Annotated in this window: 15 protein-coding genes, 2 pseudogenes and 1 riboswitch; of the genes and pseudogenes, 12 read left to right on the top strand and 5 right to left on the bottom strand. The window is 69.1% G+C overall.

Going from position 1 to position 15,197, the window contains the following annotated elements:
- Positions 1-278 (top strand): annotated as a pseudogene (locus tag N864_RS24995) (NADH-quinone oxidoreductase subunit N); the annotation flags it as partial.
- Between the two features lie 54 nt (positions 279-332).
- Here N864_RS24995 and N864_RS01175 read toward each other — a convergent pair.
- From N864_RS01175 to N864_RS01185, 3 genes are read right to left on the bottom strand one after another with little or no spacing between them, the layout of a single operon-like run.
- Positions 333-944, bottom strand: coding sequence for a peroxiredoxin family protein (locus tag N864_RS01175; protein ID WP_034712443.1), 612 nt, complete (start codon positions 942-944; stop codon positions 333-335).
- The gene (locus N864_RS01180; RefSeq protein WP_051518030.1) at positions 941-1,891 is read right to left on the bottom strand and encodes a cytochrome c biogenesis CcdA family protein; all 951 of its coding nucleotides are present in this window, start codon (positions 1,889-1,891) and stop codon (positions 941-943) included. Before N864_RS01180 ends, N864_RS01175 begins: the two co-directional genes overlap by 4 nt.
- A complete protein-coding gene (locus N864_RS01185; RefSeq protein ID WP_051518031.1) occupies positions 1,891-2,199 on the bottom strand; it encodes a hypothetical protein in 309 nt (102 codons plus the stop codon). Before N864_RS01185 ends, N864_RS01180 begins: the two co-directional genes overlap by 1 nt.
- Positions 2,200-2,674: 475 nt before the next feature.
- On the opposite strand from N864_RS01185, the gene N864_RS01190 reads away from it, so the two are divergent.
- The 7 genes from N864_RS01190 to nicT all read left to right on the top strand — a co-directional run bounded on the left by N864_RS01190 (position 2,675) and on the right by nicT (position 8,137).
- Positions 2,675-3,487, top strand: a complete 813-nt coding sequence (locus N864_RS01190) for a F510_1955 family glycosylhydrolase (protein WP_240474152.1) — start codon at positions 2,675-2,677, stop codon at positions 3,485-3,487.
- 441 nt (positions 3,488-3,928) lie between these two features.
- On the top strand, positions 3,929-4,339 hold the full coding sequence (locus N864_RS01195) for a four-helix bundle copper-binding protein (protein ID WP_034712561.1): 411 nt from the start codon (positions 3,929-3,931) through the stop codon (positions 4,337-4,339).
- Positions 4,340-4,349: 10 nt separating this feature from the next.
- Positions 4,350-4,943 carry a DUF305 domain-containing protein gene (locus N864_RS01200; protein ID WP_034712447.1) on the top strand — a complete coding sequence of 198 codons (594 nt, stop codon included), beginning with the start codon at positions 4,350-4,352 and terminating at the stop codon, positions 4,941-4,943.
- Positions 4,944-5,397: 454 nt separating this feature from the next.
- The gene (locus N864_RS25870) at positions 5,398-5,916 is read left to right on the top strand and encodes a YncE family protein (RefSeq protein WP_240474153.1); all 519 of its coding nucleotides are present in this window, start codon (positions 5,398-5,400) and stop codon (positions 5,914-5,916) included.
- Positions 5,913-6,224 (top strand): YncE family protein, encoded by a 312-nt coding sequence (locus tag N864_RS25875; protein WP_051518033.1) that lies wholly within the window; start codon positions 5,913-5,915, stop codon positions 6,222-6,224. Before N864_RS25870 ends, N864_RS25875 begins: the two co-directional genes overlap by 4 nt.
- Positions 6,225-6,276: 52 nt before the next feature.
- Entirely contained in the window at positions 6,277-6,954 is a 678-nt protein-coding gene (locus N864_RS01210; protein WP_162164481.1) for a TVP38/TMEM64 family protein, read from the top strand.
- Between the two features lie 73 nt (positions 6,955-7,027).
- Positions 7,028-8,137, top strand: a complete 1,110-nt coding sequence (gene nicT, locus N864_RS01215; protein ID WP_240474154.1) for a Nickel transporter NicT — start codon at positions 7,028-7,030, stop codon at positions 8,135-8,137.
- A 450-nt stretch (positions 8,138-8,587) separates the two neighbouring features.
- On the opposite strand, the gene N864_RS01220 is transcribed toward nicT, so the two are convergent.
- Entirely contained in the window at positions 8,588-9,373 is a 786-nt protein-coding gene (locus N864_RS01220) for a CHAP domain-containing protein (RefSeq protein WP_081793252.1), read from the bottom strand.
- 121 nt (positions 9,374-9,494) lie between these two features.
- Positions 9,495-9,625: riboswitch (cyclic di-AMP (ydaO/yuaA leader) on the bottom strand.
- 591 nt (positions 9,626-10,216) lie between these two features.
- On the opposite strand from N864_RS01220, the pseudogene N864_RS24460 reads away from it, so the two are divergent.
- Positions 10,217-10,425, top strand: a pseudogene (locus N864_RS24460) (transposase); the annotation flags it as partial.
- 460 nt (positions 10,426-10,885) lie between these two features.
- On the opposite strand, the gene N864_RS01225 reads toward N864_RS24460, so the two are convergent.
- Complete coding sequence (locus N864_RS01225) at positions 10,886-11,392, bottom strand: DUF305 domain-containing protein (protein WP_240474155.1); 507 nt, start codon at positions 11,390-11,392, stop codon at positions 10,886-10,888.
- Between the two features lie 484 nt (positions 11,393-11,876).
- Here N864_RS01225 and N864_RS01230 point away from each other — a divergent pair, with 484 nt between their 5' ends.
- Genes N864_RS01230 through N864_RS01240 form a run of 3 tightly spaced genes read left to right on the top strand, consistent with a single transcriptional unit; the run spans position 11,877 to position 15,036 of the window.
- Entirely contained in the window at positions 11,877-12,974 is a 1,098-nt protein-coding gene (locus N864_RS01230) for an ABC transporter permease (protein WP_162164482.1), read from the top strand.
- Entirely contained in the window at positions 12,971-14,113 is a 1,143-nt protein-coding gene (locus N864_RS01235; protein WP_051518035.1) for an ABC transporter permease, read from the top strand. The genes N864_RS01230 and N864_RS01235 overlap by 4 nt, the downstream gene beginning before the upstream one ends.
- Complete coding sequence (locus N864_RS01240; RefSeq protein WP_051518036.1) at positions 14,110-15,036, top strand: ATP-binding cassette domain-containing protein; 927 nt, start codon at positions 14,110-14,112, stop codon at positions 15,034-15,036. The genes N864_RS01235 and N864_RS01240 overlap by 4 nt, the downstream gene beginning before the upstream one ends.
- The last annotated feature ends 161 nt before the right edge of the window (positions 15,037-15,197 follow it).

The following is a 15,197-nucleotide window of genomic DNA, read 5'->3' on the forward strand; positions in this document are numbered from 1 at the left end:
TCGTCGGCAAGCTGACCGCCGCCACGGCTGGGTGGGACGGCGGCTACGCGTGGCTCGCCCTCGCGCTGCTGGCCAACTCGGTCATCAGCCTCTTCTACTACCTGCGGTGGATCATGGTCCTCTACCGGCGCGGCGCCCCCGGCGGCAGTCCACACGCGCAGGCGCCAGCGGGGAGGACCTCGGTCACCGTGGCCGTCGTGGCCAGCGCGCTCAGCCTCGCCCTCGGAGTGGGCGGCGGCCTCGTCTGGGGCGTCATCGAGTCGGCGATCGCAGTCTGAGCGGGCCCGCGCTGCCGCGCGAGCCGGCTTCCGGGGCAGCGATCCATCTGCTGCTCAGAGCCGCTGCTTGACTTCCGTGAGCAGGTCGGTGGGGGGGAGCCACATGGACGGGTAGCTGCCGGTCCACTTCTTGACGCCGTCCTTGTCGATGAGGACGAAGCTGTGCCCGGGCAGGCCGGCGTGCATCCCGGTGCCGAGCACGCCGTACGCCTTCGAGACCGTGCCGTCGTCGAGGAGGTAAGGCGTGGTCACGCCGTACTGGCGCAGGTCGGGCAGGATCTGGTCCTTGCTGTTCATCACGATCGGCAGCACCGTGATGCCGGCGGCCTTCACCGCCGGGTCCTGTTCGATCTGTGCCATCTGGACGGTGCACGAGCCGCAGCCCGCCCCCTCGTTGAAGAAGAGGACCACCGGCTGACCGCGGAACTGCTCGAGCGACACGGTCTGGCCGCTGGTGCTGGGCAGGGTGAAGGTCGGTGCCTGGTCGGCGCCTGTGCTGCTTGTCGGGGCGCCCTGTAGCAGCGCCAGGGTGACGAGCAGGCCGGCCACCACTACGCCTGCCGCGATGACGACGGCGCGCAGGCGTGAGCGGCGTTTCTTGGCCGCGGCCATCCGGTCCTGGTGCTCAGCCCGGACCTTCGAGACGGGGCGGGTGTGGGTGCTCATCGGTGGCTCCTGGTGGACGTGGAACCGGTTGGCTCCGGGTGGCAATGCGGCTCGGTCTGGTCGGGTGCCGCGGTCGCGGACCTGTCAGCTGCCTTGCCGCGCAAGGTGGCCCAGATGAACAGGCTCGCCAGTGCGAGCAGGCCCAGACCGAGCACGGGGTCAGGGATGGGGTCGAGCACCGCAAGGACGGACTGCGCGACCGAGGTCAGGCTCCGCCCCAGCGCATCCTGGACCGCGCTGCCACCGGTCATGTTGGGCGAGCCGGCCAGGGAGATCACGCCGAGGCCCATCGCGGTGAAGGCGACGCCGACGGCGAGGTTGACGGTGTTGGTGTGGACCGTCCGGCGTCCGAGGCGGATGCGGAAGCTCTTGGCGCGCAGCCAGTTCCGGTCACGTAGGCCGGCGCCGTCCCAAATCAGGGCCATCACGAACAGGGGGATCACCATGCCGAAGACGAAGGCCAGGCCGAGTGCCACCGCTCCCACCGGTGAGCCGCTGAGGGCCGAGAGCGTCATGACTCCGGCGAGGACGGGTGCGCAGCAGCTCGAGGCGATGCCGGAGAACACGCCGAGGCTGAAGAAGGTGGCCGAGTCGGCTCTGGTCACGTCTGGTGAGCGCAGCATCGACGGCATCGACCACATCCGCCCGGAGACCGCGAAGAGTCCGATCGCGATCATGAGCAGCCCGCCACCCCAGTAGAGCGGCCCGTGGAACTTCGCGATCGCGCCGGCGAGCAGGTTCACCCCGAGGGTGATCGGGACCAGGACGAGGGCAAGCCCCGCTGTGAAGACGAAGGTGAGGGGCAGCAGACGCCACCGGCGGTTCTTCACGGCGGCCGCGAGGTAGCTCGGCGCCAGGAAGACGATGCAGCAGGGCGCGAAGAGTGCGACGGCCCCGGCGAAGAACGCGGCCAGGATGCTGCCGCCCTGGAGCAGCTGGCTGCCCATCAGCCGACCTTCACGCCGCTCAGGTGGGCCTGCTCGAGGCGCCGAGCCAGCTTCCGGCGAGGCAGGCGCCCGGCGCTGAAGAAGTCGTCGTCAAGGGTGACGAGCGGGAACAGGGCCGGGCGGTGCAGCTCGAGCAGGCGCCTCCCCTCGGGGCTGTCTGCCGCCAGCAGACGCAGCCGCAGCCGGCCCTCCGCCTCAAGCGCGGTCAGGGCCACGATCGCCTCGCCGCAGAGATGGCAGCTCTCCGTGTGCACGAGGGTGACGGTCGGTGCAGTTGGGCAGCTGCCCGGCGACCAGGCGTGATTCATGGGTTCACCGTTGCGCCAGCCCCGGAAGGAACGGGCAAGTTCCGATGAAGATTCGATGTAGATCGACGTTCCGCAGGGGAGCCGCCGCCCCCAAGGAGGGTCCCCATTGGTCTTCGCCGCTGCTAGCGAAGGCCTCCATGCCATCAGCGCGCCCTGAAGACATCTGGAGGACGAGACTCGCCCGGGCGAGAAACCGGTGATGAAAACGCGGAGGCAAGCCTCGCCCCTGCATACGCGGGACCGGAACCGCCCTGCTTGCGTAGGGGGCCGCTGGCGCCGACTGTGCCGACGATGTCCTGCTGCGTCAGATGGAGAAGCTTCCCGTGGAGTTCGACGCGGACCATGACGGCGAGTGGATGGGCCACTGAACCAACATCTACCATGCCGAGGCGGGCCAGATGGCCGCCCTGACCTACGGTGAATGAGGACCATGCCGAACCGACGAACTCTCCTGATCGCCGCCAGCGTGGCGAGCGTGGCGCTGCTCACAGCGTGCTCGTCCACCTCCGGCCCCGCCACGGGCGCCGCTGCGGGGACCTACGCAGGGACGAACCAGGCGATTACCCATGTGCACGGCGTGGCTCGAGACGCCACGACCGGCCAGGTTGTCATCGCGACCCACGAGGGCGCCTTCCTGCGCGACTCCGGCGAATGGGTGGCGCGCGGACCCGTGGTCGACCTGATGGGCTTCACGATCGCTGCCGACGGGACCTGGCTCGCCTCGGGCCACCCCGGCATCAACGTCGACCTGCCGCAACCGGTTGGCCTCATCTCGTCCACCGACCAGGGCCGCACCTGGACCGTTGAGTCCCGCGGGGGGCAGAGCGACTTCCACGCCTTGGCCACCGGCCGCGGGCTGGTCGTCGGCTTTGACGGCGCCCTGCGGACGACCAGCGATCGCCGCACCTGGGCGGACCGCGCGATCCCCGCCCCCGCACACAGCCTCGGTGTCTCCCCGAAGTCCGGGACCGTCCTTGCCACCACGGAGAAGGGGCTGCTGCGTTCCACCGACGGTGGCCAGAACTGGACCACTCTCGCCCCACCTGGTCTCGTGGCCCTCGTCGCCTGGGCCGATGACCAGACGATCGTCGGCGCCACCGTGGAGGGAGTGATCGTCACCAGCGTGGACGGCGGGAAGTCCTGGAAGGCGGGCACTACCGCGGTCCCCGAGGTCAGCGCCCTGTCCGCGAGCCGGCTCCCATCGGGACAGATCGAGATCTTGATCGTGTCCGGAACCTCCGTGCTCGTCAGCACCGACGGTGGAAGCACCACCACCCGGCTGAGTTGATGGTTTGCCCTCGGACCTGGGGCAGCAAGGGTACGAATCGATCGCTCGGCGACTCGTTCAGCATCCAAAAGAGGCGGTATGCCGCTGGGCCGAGTCAGCCGCCCATCCTTAGCTTCATAGATGGTGCGCAGGTCAGGTTCAGCAAACCTTGTCGAGGGCCGCATCCTCCGGTACACCGCCGATCCACTTCCGGAATCCCTCCGATGAGCTGGCTGCCCGGTCAAGCGAACCCATCGTGGGGGCGGCTGTACCGTGACGAGCACCAACGAGCGAGCGAGCCGCCCCCGGCCGTCCAACCTTCCCGGCGAGCTCGTACCTGCCGGGCAAGACAGGCTCTCTCAGGCTGAGCGTGTTGTGCACTGGTCGTCACGGGGTAGGGGTGTCGGGGGCGCGTCCCTCCCGTGGAGCCGTCCACGGGCGTGCCCGTCGGAGGTGATCATCATGCATACGACGGTCGAAGCGATGCTGGAGGCGTATCCAAGGGACCTCGGCGACGTCGACCGGGCGCGGTTCACCACCTGCATCCAGGCCTGCTTCGAGTGCGCGCAGGCCTGCACCGCGTGCGCCGATGCCTGCCTGAGCGAAGAGATGGTGACCGAACTCGTGACCTGCATCCGCACGAATCTCGACTGCGCCGATCTCTGCGCGAGCACGGGAGCGGTCCTGTCGAGGCACACCGGCTACGACGCCAACCTCACCCGCGCGGTCCTCGAGGCCTGTGCCCAAGCGTGCAAGGCCTGCCGCGACGAGTGTGAGCGCCACGCAGGAATGCACGAGCACTGCCGCGTCTGCGCGGAGTCGTGTCGTCGCTGTGAGCAGGCCTGCCGTGACCTGCTCGGAGCCTTGGGCTGAGGAGGCAGGGATGATTCTGCGAAGCATGCGCACACGTCTGTCGCTGCTGGCCGCGGTGCTCACGGGGGTGCTGTCGCTCTCGCTGGGGCTGGTCTCGCCGGCACAGGCGTCCGAACCGGCCAGCGATCCACATGCCGCTGCCTTCGAGGTCGACTTCCTGACCGGGATGATCGACCACCACGAGATGGCGGTCATGATGGCGCAGCCCTGCCTCGACAAGGCTGTCCACGAAGAGCTGGCCTCGATGTGCCAGTCGATCATCACGTCCCAGTCTGCGCAGATCGAGATGATGCAAGGCTGGCTTCAGGACTGGTACGGCACCAGTCACGAGCCGACGATGACCAAGGGGCAGATGCGCTCCATGGCACGCCTTGATCGGCTGACCGGCGCCGCCTACGAGATCGCCTTCATGCGCTCGATGATCCGTCACCACTGGGGCGCGGTTCGGGAGGCGAGCCGCTGCTTGGCCCGGGCGGAACACCCCGAGCTGCTTGCACTGTGCGGTCGGATCGAGCGGGCCCAGCTCGTCGAGATCGCGACGATGCAGCGCTGGCTGGCGCAGTGGTACGACGCCGCCGGCGGGCGCCCCGCCCGAACAGCCTGACCCGATTCACAGCGCAGCAGCTCTATGCCGCTGGGCTGGCTCACCGGGCCGGCGCCAGCGGCATACGCGCGGGCTGGGCGCATCGCCGCGGCTTCAGGCATCTTGACGGCTCGTTCGTCATTCCCTGAACGGGACCATCCAGAGTGACTGCTGGTTATGGCTCATCTGGTTGGCCTGTGGCCCGATGAGGAGTGACTGATAGAGGAAGCCCGCGGTACCGGAGCGACGAGGGCGGCCGGCGGCAGTCGCCGGCTGGCGGCGGTGGCCGTCGCGCCGGCGGGAGCCGGCTTGGCTACGGGTCGCCAGTGAGGCCGGCGGAGCCTCACCGCGATCGACGCGGGCACGCACCGGATCTCGACGACGGTCACCGGCATCTAAGGACCGCACAATGTACAGGTCTCCCAGAACGGACGCGCCGTGTGGGCCGTGGAGCGGCCATGATTCGATGGCCGTCATGATCGACTCCGCGTCGTTGGCGCCTCATCGGTTCATCCCGACCGGCGAGTCACCAGCGCATGTGGTCGTGTCCCCCAACGGGCGCACGACCTATACGAGCAACGGTGCCGATGGCACGGTGTCGGCCATCGACGTCGCCACGATGAGGACCGTCGCGACGATCCCGGTGGGGGCCAGAGCCCACGGGCTGCGACCCAGCCCGGACGGCCGGTGGGTCTACGTCGCAAACATGGGCGGCTCGAGCGTGAGCGTGATCGACACCGCCAGCCGGAAGGTGGCGGAGGTCGAGGTCGGCAAGGGCCCGGGACAGGTCGCATTCTCGCCGGACGGGAGATTCATCTATGCCTCGCTGAGCGGCGCCGCAGCCGTGGCCAAGGTCGAGGTCTCGACCCGCCGGCTGGTCGGCACCACGCCCGTCGGGCAGTCCCGATCCAGACCTATGTCAGCCCCGACAACCGGTACCTGTTGGTCGCCAAGCAGGGAATCCACAACCGACCAGGGACGACGGTCTCGGTGATCGACACCGAACGGTTCGCCGTGGCCGCGACCGTCGAGACAGGCAAGGGCGCGCATGGCATCGTGATCGACCCGTCCAGCCGGCACGCCTATGTCACGAACCCCTACGGCGACGACGTCGCGGTGCTGGATCTGCAGGAGCTGCGCGTGGTCGCGCGGGTCCGCGTGGGGGACAAGCCGAACGGGGTCAGCTTCTCACCGGTGCTCGTGCGCCAGCAGCCGCCAGTCGCGATCAAGGCCCCGGAAGGAGTCGGCGGTCACGACGCGTCGCCCGGCGGTGGCGACACCCACGGTGGCAATGGGCCCTGATCCCGGCCCCGCTGACGACGAGGCCAGAGACGTCAGAGTCACCGCCCGCCTCATGACGGCCGGGCGGTTCGGGATGACTGTCCTCGTCGTGCTGCTGCTCGCCACCTTCGCGGCGTTCTCACTGGGCGGCGCCGTGGTGTCGACGCTTGAAGGAACGCTGGGCGCGCTGGGGGCGTGGGGGCCGGCGGTGTTCGTGTTGAGCTTCACGGTGCTTGCCGCCCTCGGGGTGCCCCGGGCGGCGTTGACCGTGATGGGTGCGCTGCTCTTCGGTCCTTTGCCGGGCGCGGTCATGGCGTGGCTCGCCTCCTTGCTCGCGGCCCTCCTCGCCTTCGTGGCCGGTCGGCGGCTTCTCCCACCTCCAGGGCCATGGCTGGGTTCCGTGTCGTCGAGACGAGCCGAGGCCGTCTCGCGCCGCCTCGCTGCCTTGCGGCTCACCGCGGACGTCGGGTCGGGCTGGATGGTCCTGGTCGCGCGCCTCTCACCGGTCCCGTTCTGGCTGGTCAGCTGGGGGGCCGGCGCGCTTCGGGTCCCCTGGGCCGCCTACGCCGCAGGTTCGGCGCTCGGTCTGGTGCCCAGCGCGATCGGCTATGCCGCAGCGGGTTGGTACGGGGCGGACCTGGCCACCTCCGGGTGGCTCGGCTGGTTGGGCCTGGCCGCAGCGGCAGCCGTGGCAGCGGCCGTCCAGATCCGGGGACGATCGCGTCACCGGCAAGCGGGCCACGTCCTCTGACAGGCCCCGCCTCCGACCAAGCGGTGACTTGGCACCGTTGCAGATGCGACACGTTCGCATCTAGGGTGCTCCGGTGAACACCACGCAGCCGGGACGCGCCGGGCTTGATTCACGTCCCGGCAGCGCGTTTGGTGCCGAGAACCGCCGCTCCCTCGTCTGGATGGGTCTATTCATCGCCTGCCTGCACCTGCTCGGGTGGGGTTTGCTCGTCTGGGTCATCGTGCCGCAGCAGTATCGGATCGGCGGGCAGCTGTTCGGAGTGGGCCTAGGACTGACCGCATACACCCTCGGCATGCGCCATGCCTTCGACGCGGACCACATCGCTGCGATCGACAACACGACGCGCAAGCTGATCGGCGACGGCCGCCGACCCACGAGTGTCGGCTTCTGGTTTAGCCTGGGGCACTCCTCGGTCGTCTTCATCATGGTCATGCTGCTGGCCTTCGGCATCCGTGCCATGACCGGTGCCATCCGGGACGAGAACTCGACCCTGCAGTCGGTCACCGGGGTGTGGGGCACCTTGATCTCGGGGCTCTTCCTGATCCTCATCGGCGCCATCAACCTCGGGGCGCTCGCGGGCATCCTCAAGGTGTACAAGCGAATGCGCGCCGGTCACTACGACGAGGCCGAGCTCGAGCGGCAGCTCGACAGCCGCGGTTTCCTCAACCGACTGCTCGGGCGCGTGACCCGCACCGTGCGCAAGCCTTGGCACATGTACCCGATCGGCTTCCTGTTCGGACTCGGGTTCGACACCGTGACCGAGGTTGGTCTGCTCGTCGTGGCCGGTGGCGCGGCCGCCACGAACCTGCCGTGGTACGCCGTCCTGACGCTGCCCGTGCTCTTCGCCGCCGGCATGTCGCTGCTCGACACCATCGACGGGGCGTTCATGAACCTGGCCTATGGCTGGGCCTTCACACGCCCGGTGCGCAAGATCTTCTACAACCTCACGGTCACGGCGCTCTCGGTGGCCGTCGCCCTCGTGGTCGGCGTGATCGAGCTGACCTCGATCCTGACGGACAAGTTGGGGCTCGCCACTGGTCCCATCGCCTGGGTGGGCCGGATCGACCTGGGCGAGGTCGGCTTCTGGATCGTCGGACTGTTCCTCCTGACCTGGCTCGGCGCCCTCGCGGTCTGGCGCTTCCGGCGCATCGAGGAGCGGTGGGGCAGCGCGCTGTCCGAGTGACCCACCGACCCTACAGAACGGAAAGAACCCCGTCCGCCGGCGAGCAGACAGCCGGCACACGACCCGGGTGATCAAGGCACGGACCTCGAGCAAGTTTCGGCGTTTCGGTCCTGAAGGCCAAGACCTTCACGGCATCCCCGGCAGTCCAGCTGTCAGGACAACCCATCAGTCAAGGGGCAGCAACACGTACCATCCAGCTGCCCGTCCTATCCGCCTGCGCAGCCGTCCCCCGCTGCCTCCCGACGATAGCCCTCGCCGGACAGCGCGCGCCGTTGGCCGACCCGTTCGCAGGTCCTGCCCGCCGGTCCGGGTGCAGGCACCACCGCCACTGGTAAGTCCATCAACGAGGGGCGACACTCGCCAAGTCGAGCGACAATCGGACGGACCCACAGAGATTGGGATGGCGCTCACGGTGCCCCGGCGAGCGCCATCCCCTCTTGTGCGGTTGGCTCAGGGAGCGTAGATGTACTTCAACCCGCTGACGTGGGTGAGCGTGCGGGTGTTGTACTTGTACGGGCCGGCCAGGGCGTTCATCTCCACGATCGTCACCTGGTCGCCGTTGACGGCGGTCACCCAGCCGAGGTGACCGGCGCTGGACGAGCCGTAGACGCCCGGCTGCAGGACCACGATGGACCGCACGCGCGGCACGCCGCTCACCGTGTAGCCGGCGCTGGCCGCGCGCGAGGCCCAGGTGAGGGCGTTGCCGGTCCAGCCGCCGGGATAGTAGCCCTCCGACTGGTACCACTTGTTGAGCGCGCCCCAGGTGCACTGACCAGCGGTGCCCCAGTTGTAGGACGAGCGCATGCCCGAGGACGCTACCGGGGTGACTGTGTTGGTGCTTGCCTTGGCCGAGTAGGTCGAGGTCGTGAGGCTCGAGCGGGTGGTCGAACGGGAGGCCTGGGCCTCGGCGCGGGACGCCGCGTCCTCAGCCCGCGCCTTTGCCTTCATGGCCGCCTCGGCCTTCGCCTTGGCAGCGGCCTCGGCGCGCTGCTCCTTGACGACGAGGTCCTCGATGACCTCCGGCTTGGCCTTTGCCTTGGGGGCGGCGAAGCCGATGGCGTCGAGGGCGTTCGTTGCCTCGACTGCGGGCGCCTTCGGACCGACGGCGCTCGGGACGATGGATGTCGCCTGCTCGACGGTCCCGCTATTCGGGTGGCTGACGGTCTCGGCATTGGCGGGGCCCGCAACGGTGGCGATCAGGCCGCCTGCAGCGGCGACGGTGGCAGCGGTCTTCATGACCGGCTCGGCGGAATCTTTGGCGATGAGCCGGAGCTCGTGGAGGGGATTGTGGCGCCCGGGGGCACGGTGGCGCCCGACAGGTCGGTTCGTTGTCACGTGTACCTCGAGGGGGGCCGCCTGCGGAGTTAGCTGTCGGGTTCGGGCGGAGGTGCTGCCCGGCCCCCGCTGCGAGCGCGTCTGCTCATCGCGAGGCCTTCACCCCAAGGACGTCGGAACGACCGGGAGATGGGTCCCCCACTCCTGCCAGGAAGGGATATCAAGGGGCCTCGGGCAGCAGGCAGGACTCGGCGGACCACCCTTGGCACCGGGTCGGGGGCGAACCGGCGGGCCTCACACTAACGGACGTTTCTACGGATGTCACGTTTGAGTAACGCGCCCTGCGGGTAGCGCGTGTCGGCCGTTGAGGTGATGATGGTCTAGGGGTGCCCGGACCCACCATGGTGAGTGTTCAAGGCTCACGGGAGCGAGTGGGCAAGAATGCCGGTGAGCAGGTCCTGGAGACTTGGAAGTGAGCGCACCCTGGATCAATCCGAGCCGGAAGTCCTGACCACAGAGGTAGAAGTAGGAGCATTCACCTCGGTCCGCCTCCTAGAACGAGAACCAAGGCATCCCTGTTTGCGGCCTGCTTGCCCCTCAGGCGAAAACAAACCGATGCTTCTCGGCTTACCGAGCAGCTCGCCGACATCCACGCCCTGCAAGACGACGCCGACCGGCGCGGCTGGACCGGCGAGGCGCGACGACACGAACGCGTCGCCGAAGCCCCCGCAAGGACACCTCGACTGGCTCCAGCCGCGCCGACCTCAAGCCGCTTCCGCTTGCCCCGGCCAAGGCCGGTTAGCCAAACGCTTGAACCGAGAAATCAAACGACGAGCCGCCGTCTTCGGGATCTTCCCAACAGCGCGGCCATGATCCGCCTCGGCGGCGCCGTCCTCGGGGACGCCCACGACGAAGGGAAAGTCGCCGACCGCCGCTACCTGTCCGAAGCACCCATGGCGCTGCTGTACAAGACCAGCGATATCGACACCGCCGCAATCACCAGCGGCTCGTGAGCACCGAGGATCCAACCTCAAAGCCCACCACGCCCCGGGGCGCTTTCCTGCTCGCCGGGCCGGGACCATCGACTGTGGTCTGACCACCCGACCGGGAACGGCGGCGACGTACTTACGCCAAGGTCCGCGACCGTCGCTTGCCGCCCACACCGCTCGAGCTAGGACAATAGCCGCCCACCATCAGTCGATAAGTCCGCAGCTACGCCGGCACCGGACGTCCAGCAGCCGCCGCCTAGGAGCTTGCAGAGGGCGACGGACAGGCGCCCGATAGGTCCTAATACCCCGGCAAGAACTAGGACAGAGGTAGCGTGCGAGGCTCGGAGCGCCTGCTGACGGTGGCCGGGCAGAACGTTCCGCCCGGGAGGTCATCCGCTCGATCGCTTCCAAGCTGCGGCGTCGGGATCCCTGACCTTGGGGGCGAATGGTCACGGACCCATACTGATTCCCGGTGCGATACCCGTCAGAAGAGGCTCTTCATGGTGGCGATCTCCTCGGTCTGGGCCTTGACGACGGCCTCTGCGAGGGTCCTGACCGCGGGGTCCTGGGTCGTGGCGAGAACCTGCTTGGCCATGGTGATGGCGCCCTCGTGATGCGCTGTCATCATCCTGACCCACTGCTTGTCGAACGCGTCGCCGTCGGTGGCCTTGAGGGCGTCCATGTCCGCCTGCGTCATCATTCCCTCACCAGACATCCCGTGACTGGTCCCTCCGGTCGGGGTAGGCGCACCCCACGCTCGGAGCCACTTGCCCATCGTCTGAACCTCTGGATCTTGACCGGCCTTGATCTGGGTCGCCAGCTGGCGTACCTGGGCAGAGGCGGTCGGCTTGCCGATCGCGATCTCGGCCATCTCGACGGCCTGCTGGTGGTGGGGGATCATCATCTGCGCGAACATGATGTCACCGGAGCGGCCCACATCGGCCGGGGCCGTCCCGGCCGATCCCGGCGCCGTGGTGCCACTCGTCGACATGCCAGGCATTCCGGCGGAGCCATGGTCCGTGCTCGGCGCTGAGCCGGATCCAGAGCAGGCGGTGAGGCCTACAGCCAGGGCCCCAGCTGCGACCACGGGTACGAATCGGCGGATGGGTGAACGCATCAACAACTCCTCGGCGAAGACAACAGAAGACCGGGCACCTGGCGGTCCCGGTCGGTCACCTGCGGCCTGATTGACAGGCAACAACGACCAGCGTCGACGACCTCGACTGGCGAACGATCAGGTTTCCATGAAGGTTTGATGAAGAAGCGAACCGTCGTGCCGACGACTCTCGCCTCTGGCGGCGGCGGCCCTGCAGGGTGCACTTGCACGCCTTCCGATTCCGCATGACGGGAACAACACGGAACCGTCATACGAAGGCCGGGATCCCTCCACATACCGGATGCATCCTCAAAGGCGAGGCACGAGGCAGGCGAGGGACATGAGCGTCCGTGAACGGCGGTCAACGGTAAAGGTGCCGGTGACGCGTCGGCTGTTGGCGCAACGTCCAGTGCGGACCGCGGCCGGCGCGCTGGGCATCGGCCTGGCCCTGATGCTGATGCTGCTGCTGAGTGGGTTATGGGAGGGAGTGCAGCAGCGCATCACGGCGTATGAGGACCACTTGGGCGCCGACCTGGTCGTCGTGCCGTCCGGGACCGAGAACCTGTTCGCCGACCCGGGATCCGTGCCAGCCCAGGCGATCGCCGCGGTGCGCCGAACGCGTGGCGTGGCCGCCGCCGACCCGATCCGCACCCTGTACCTGATCTTGGACCTGTCCCACGGCAAGGCCGCCGTTGCCGCCGTCGCGAGCGTCCCCGGGGGCCGGGGCGGCCCGTGGCGGATGGAGACAGGCCGCCAGCCGCGCACGACCGACGAGGTTGCCGTCGACGCCAGCTTCGCCGACGAGCACGGCGTGGTGGTCGGGGACCAGCTGCCGGTCCTCGGGCATCGGATGCGGGTCGTCGGCCTCACGGCCGACAGCGCGGTGTTCATGACGCCGCTGCTGTTCACCACCGAGGCAGCGATGTCCCAGATGCTGCGAGCCCCGGGCTCGACGGGTGCGCTCTTGCTGACGCTCTCGCCGGGGGCGGGCCCCGATCGGATCTCGGCGACGCTCCGGGCACGGGGCCTCACGGTGCGCACCCCTGCCCAGCTGCACACAGCCGCCCTTGACCTCGCTACCCGGATATACGGCTCTCCGGTGCGGCTCATGGTCGCCGTCGCGTTCGCCGCAGGGACCCTGATCGTCGCGCTGGTCGCCCACACCCGAGTGTCGGAGCAGCAGCGCGACCTCGGTGTCCTGAAGGCGCTCGGCGCGACCCCAGGGAGGCTGCGCCGCATCGCGCTTGGCGAGACGGCGTCGCTGACGCTGGGTGGCGCCGGCGCCGCCCTGCTGCTCCTGGAGGTTGCCCGCCGCGTGCTCGCCTGGTCGTTCCCATCCTTCCCCGTCGTGGTAACCCCGCGGACCTTGGTCATCGCCGGAGCGGCTGCGGCGGCGATGGCGCTGCTCGCCGCCTGGCTGCCCGCGCGGCGCCTCGCCCGGCTTGACCCGGCCACAGCGTTCCGGAGCCGGCGATGACCCGCATCGCCGCACGCCCACCTCTCCTGGACTCCGTCCCGCTCGGTCGCCGCCTCCTGTTCACCGAGCCCCGCCGGGCGACCCTGACGGTCCTCGGTGTCGCAGCCGCCCTGCTGCTCGTGCTTCTCCTGCAGGGCATCTTCGCGGGCGCCATCGAACGGGTCACCTACTACATCCGCACGTCCCCGGCCGACGTGTTCGTCTCCCAGCTCGGCGTGGAGACGATGCACATGAGTGCGTCCGCTTTGCCGCCGGACACCGTGGACCGCGTCCGGGCGGTGCCGGGGGCGGCCTGGGCCTCGGCCATCGGGTACGCCCCCGGTGCGGTCTCCGGCCCGCGGGGCCGACAGCTCAGCTACGTCATCGGCTACGACCCGACGACCAGCCGCGGCGGGCCCGCCAGCCTGGTGGCCGGGCGCGCGCCCCGGCCCGGCGAGGTCGTGGTGGACGACGCTGCCGCAGACTCGCTCGGCCTTCGGATCGGTGGCGCCGTCGCCGTGCTGGGGGTCCCCCTTCGGGTGTCCGGGCTAAGCAGCGGCGGAACCAGCATCACCAACACGACCGTGTTCGTTGGGTCCGATGACCTGGCCCGCCTGCGCGGCGTCGCGTCGGTCTCGTACATCCTGGTGCGGGCGGGCGGCATCACGGCTGCGGACCTGGCGGCGCGGGTTCGGGCCGCGGTACCCGGCGTGACCGTGCAGACGAGGGAGCAGTTCGCCGACTCCGAGGCCCGCGTGGTCACGGACATGAGCGCGAACCTGCTGCGGCTGATGTCGGTGATCGGACTGCTCATCGCGCTGGCCGTGATCGCGCTTGGCCTGATGACCGCCACCCTGAGCCGACTGCATGACTACGCGATCCTCAAGGCCCTTGGAGCCAGCACTGCCCGGCTTGCCGCCTCGGTGGCGGTGCAGGTCGTGTGGACGGTCGCCTTGGCCTCAGTCGTTGCCGCAGCCGTCGGCACAGTCCTGGCCTGGGTGCTCCCACTGGCCGCGACGACCATCCAGGTGCGCATCACTGCCGCTTCGATGGGTCAGCTTGCCGGCTGGGCCATCGCTATCGGCTTGCTCGCAGCGCTGTGGCCGTTGCGACGAATCGCCACCCTCGACACCATCACTGCCTTCCGGGAGTCCCGATGAACGCCCCAAACGACGTACCCCGGCACGAACGAGCCGCACCCGCACCCAGCGCCGTCACGGTCCGTGGCCTGACCAAGGCCTATGGCCGCGGCGCCACCGAAGTGGTGGCGGTCCGCGACGTCGACCTGACCATCGTCAGCGGCGAGGTGGTGCTGGTGATGGGCCCCAGCGGGTCCGGCAAGACGACCCTGCTGCTCATGCTCGGGGCGCTGCTGCGCCCCACGAGCGGCTCGATCGTCGTCACCGGGCGAGATGGCACCCGGGTGGACGTGGCGGCCGAACCGGAGAAGGCGCTCCCCGCGCTGCGGACCCGCAGTTTCGGCTTCATCTTCCAGGACTACGCCCTGCTCGATGCCCTGACCGCCGCGGAGAACATCGCCGTGGCCGCCAACCTGGCCGGCACGAAGGGCGCCGCCGCGAGGCAGCGGGCGCTCACCCTGCTCGAGCGAGTCGGCCTGGCGCACCGCGCGGCGGCGAGGCCCACGGAGCTGTCCGGGGGAGAGCAGCAGCGGGTTGCTGTCGCGCGCGCCCTGGCCAACGACCCGCCGGTACTGCTCGCGGACGAGCCGACGGCCAATCTCGACGCGTCCCGAGGGCGGGACCTCGCCAGGCTCCTGCGCCGGCTCGCTGACGAGGACGAGCGGTGCATCGTAATCGTCAGCCACGACGATCGGCTTCGTGAGGTTGCCGACCGGGTCCTGTGGCTCGAGGACGGCAGGTTCAAGACCGTCACTGACCTGTTCATCGACCCGGTCTGCCAGATGCCGGTCGCAGCGACGGGTCCCGCCTTCGAGTGGGCGGGCCGATCCCTGCGGTTCTGCTCCGCCGGTTGCCGCAGCGAGTTCATCAACGACCCCGGCCGGTTCAGGATCACCACAGGCGGTCAACCCGGCGCGGAGATCACAGGCGGCGCTGGGCTTTGACGTTCAACCTCCACCTTGTGCTGGTGCGCTCGGGTCTTGTTGGACGACGCGTTCATCGAGCCGGCGGCCCCCAGGCTTCATCAAAATTCGACGAGAGGTTCATCTACTGGCTGGGATGGGCCGGCGCGAGGGGCCTCTAGCGGGTACTGCCCGGAGAGGCT

Source organism: Intrasporangium chromatireducens Q5-1 (assembly GCF_000576575.1).
GTDB lineage: Bacteria > Actinomycetota > Actinomycetes > Actinomycetales > Dermatophilaceae > Intrasporangium_A > Intrasporangium_A chromatireducens.

Excerpts from the sequence above, each read along its gene's own strand:
- N864_RS01240 (WP_051518036.1), top strand. The coding sequence starts at position 14,110 with ATGAACGCCCCAAACGACGTACCCCGGCACGAACGAGCCGCACCCGCA.
- N864_RS01175 (WP_034712443.1), bottom strand. The coding sequence starts at position 944 with ATGAGCACCCACACCCGCCCCGTCTCGAAGGTCCGGGCTGAGCACCAG.
- N864_RS01195 (WP_034712561.1), top strand. The coding sequence starts at position 3,929 with ATGCATACGACGGTCGAAGCGATGCTGGAGGCGTATCCAAGGGACCTC.
- N864_RS01210 (WP_162164481.1), top strand. The coding sequence starts at position 6,277 with ATGACGGCCGGGCGGTTCGGGATGACTGTCCTCGTCGTGCTGCTGCTC.
- N864_RS01185 (WP_051518031.1), bottom strand. The coding sequence starts at position 2,199 with ATGAATCACGCCTGGTCGCCGGGCAGCTGCCCAACTGCACCGACCGTC.
- N864_RS25870 (WP_240474153.1), top strand. The coding sequence starts at position 5,398 with ATGATCGACTCCGCGTCGTTGGCGCCTCATCGGTTCATCCCGACCGGC.
- N864_RS01200 (WP_034712447.1), top strand. The coding sequence starts at position 4,350 with ATGATTCTGCGAAGCATGCGCACACGTCTGTCGCTGCTGGCCGCGGTG.
- N864_RS01225 (WP_240474155.1), bottom strand. The coding sequence starts at position 11,392 with ATGTCGACGAGTGGCACCACGGCGCCGGGATCGGCCGGGACGGCCCCG.
- N864_RS01180 (WP_051518030.1), bottom strand. The coding sequence starts at position 1,891 with ATGGGCAGCCAGCTGCTCCAGGGCGGCAGCATCCTGGCCGCGTTCTTC.
- N864_RS01235 (WP_051518035.1), top strand. The coding sequence starts at position 12,971 with ATGACCCGCATCGCCGCACGCCCACCTCTCCTGGACTCCGTCCCGCTC.
- N864_RS01220 (WP_081793252.1), bottom strand. The coding sequence starts at position 9,373 with ATGAAGACCGCTGCCACCGTCGCCGCTGCAGGCGGCCTGATCGCCACC.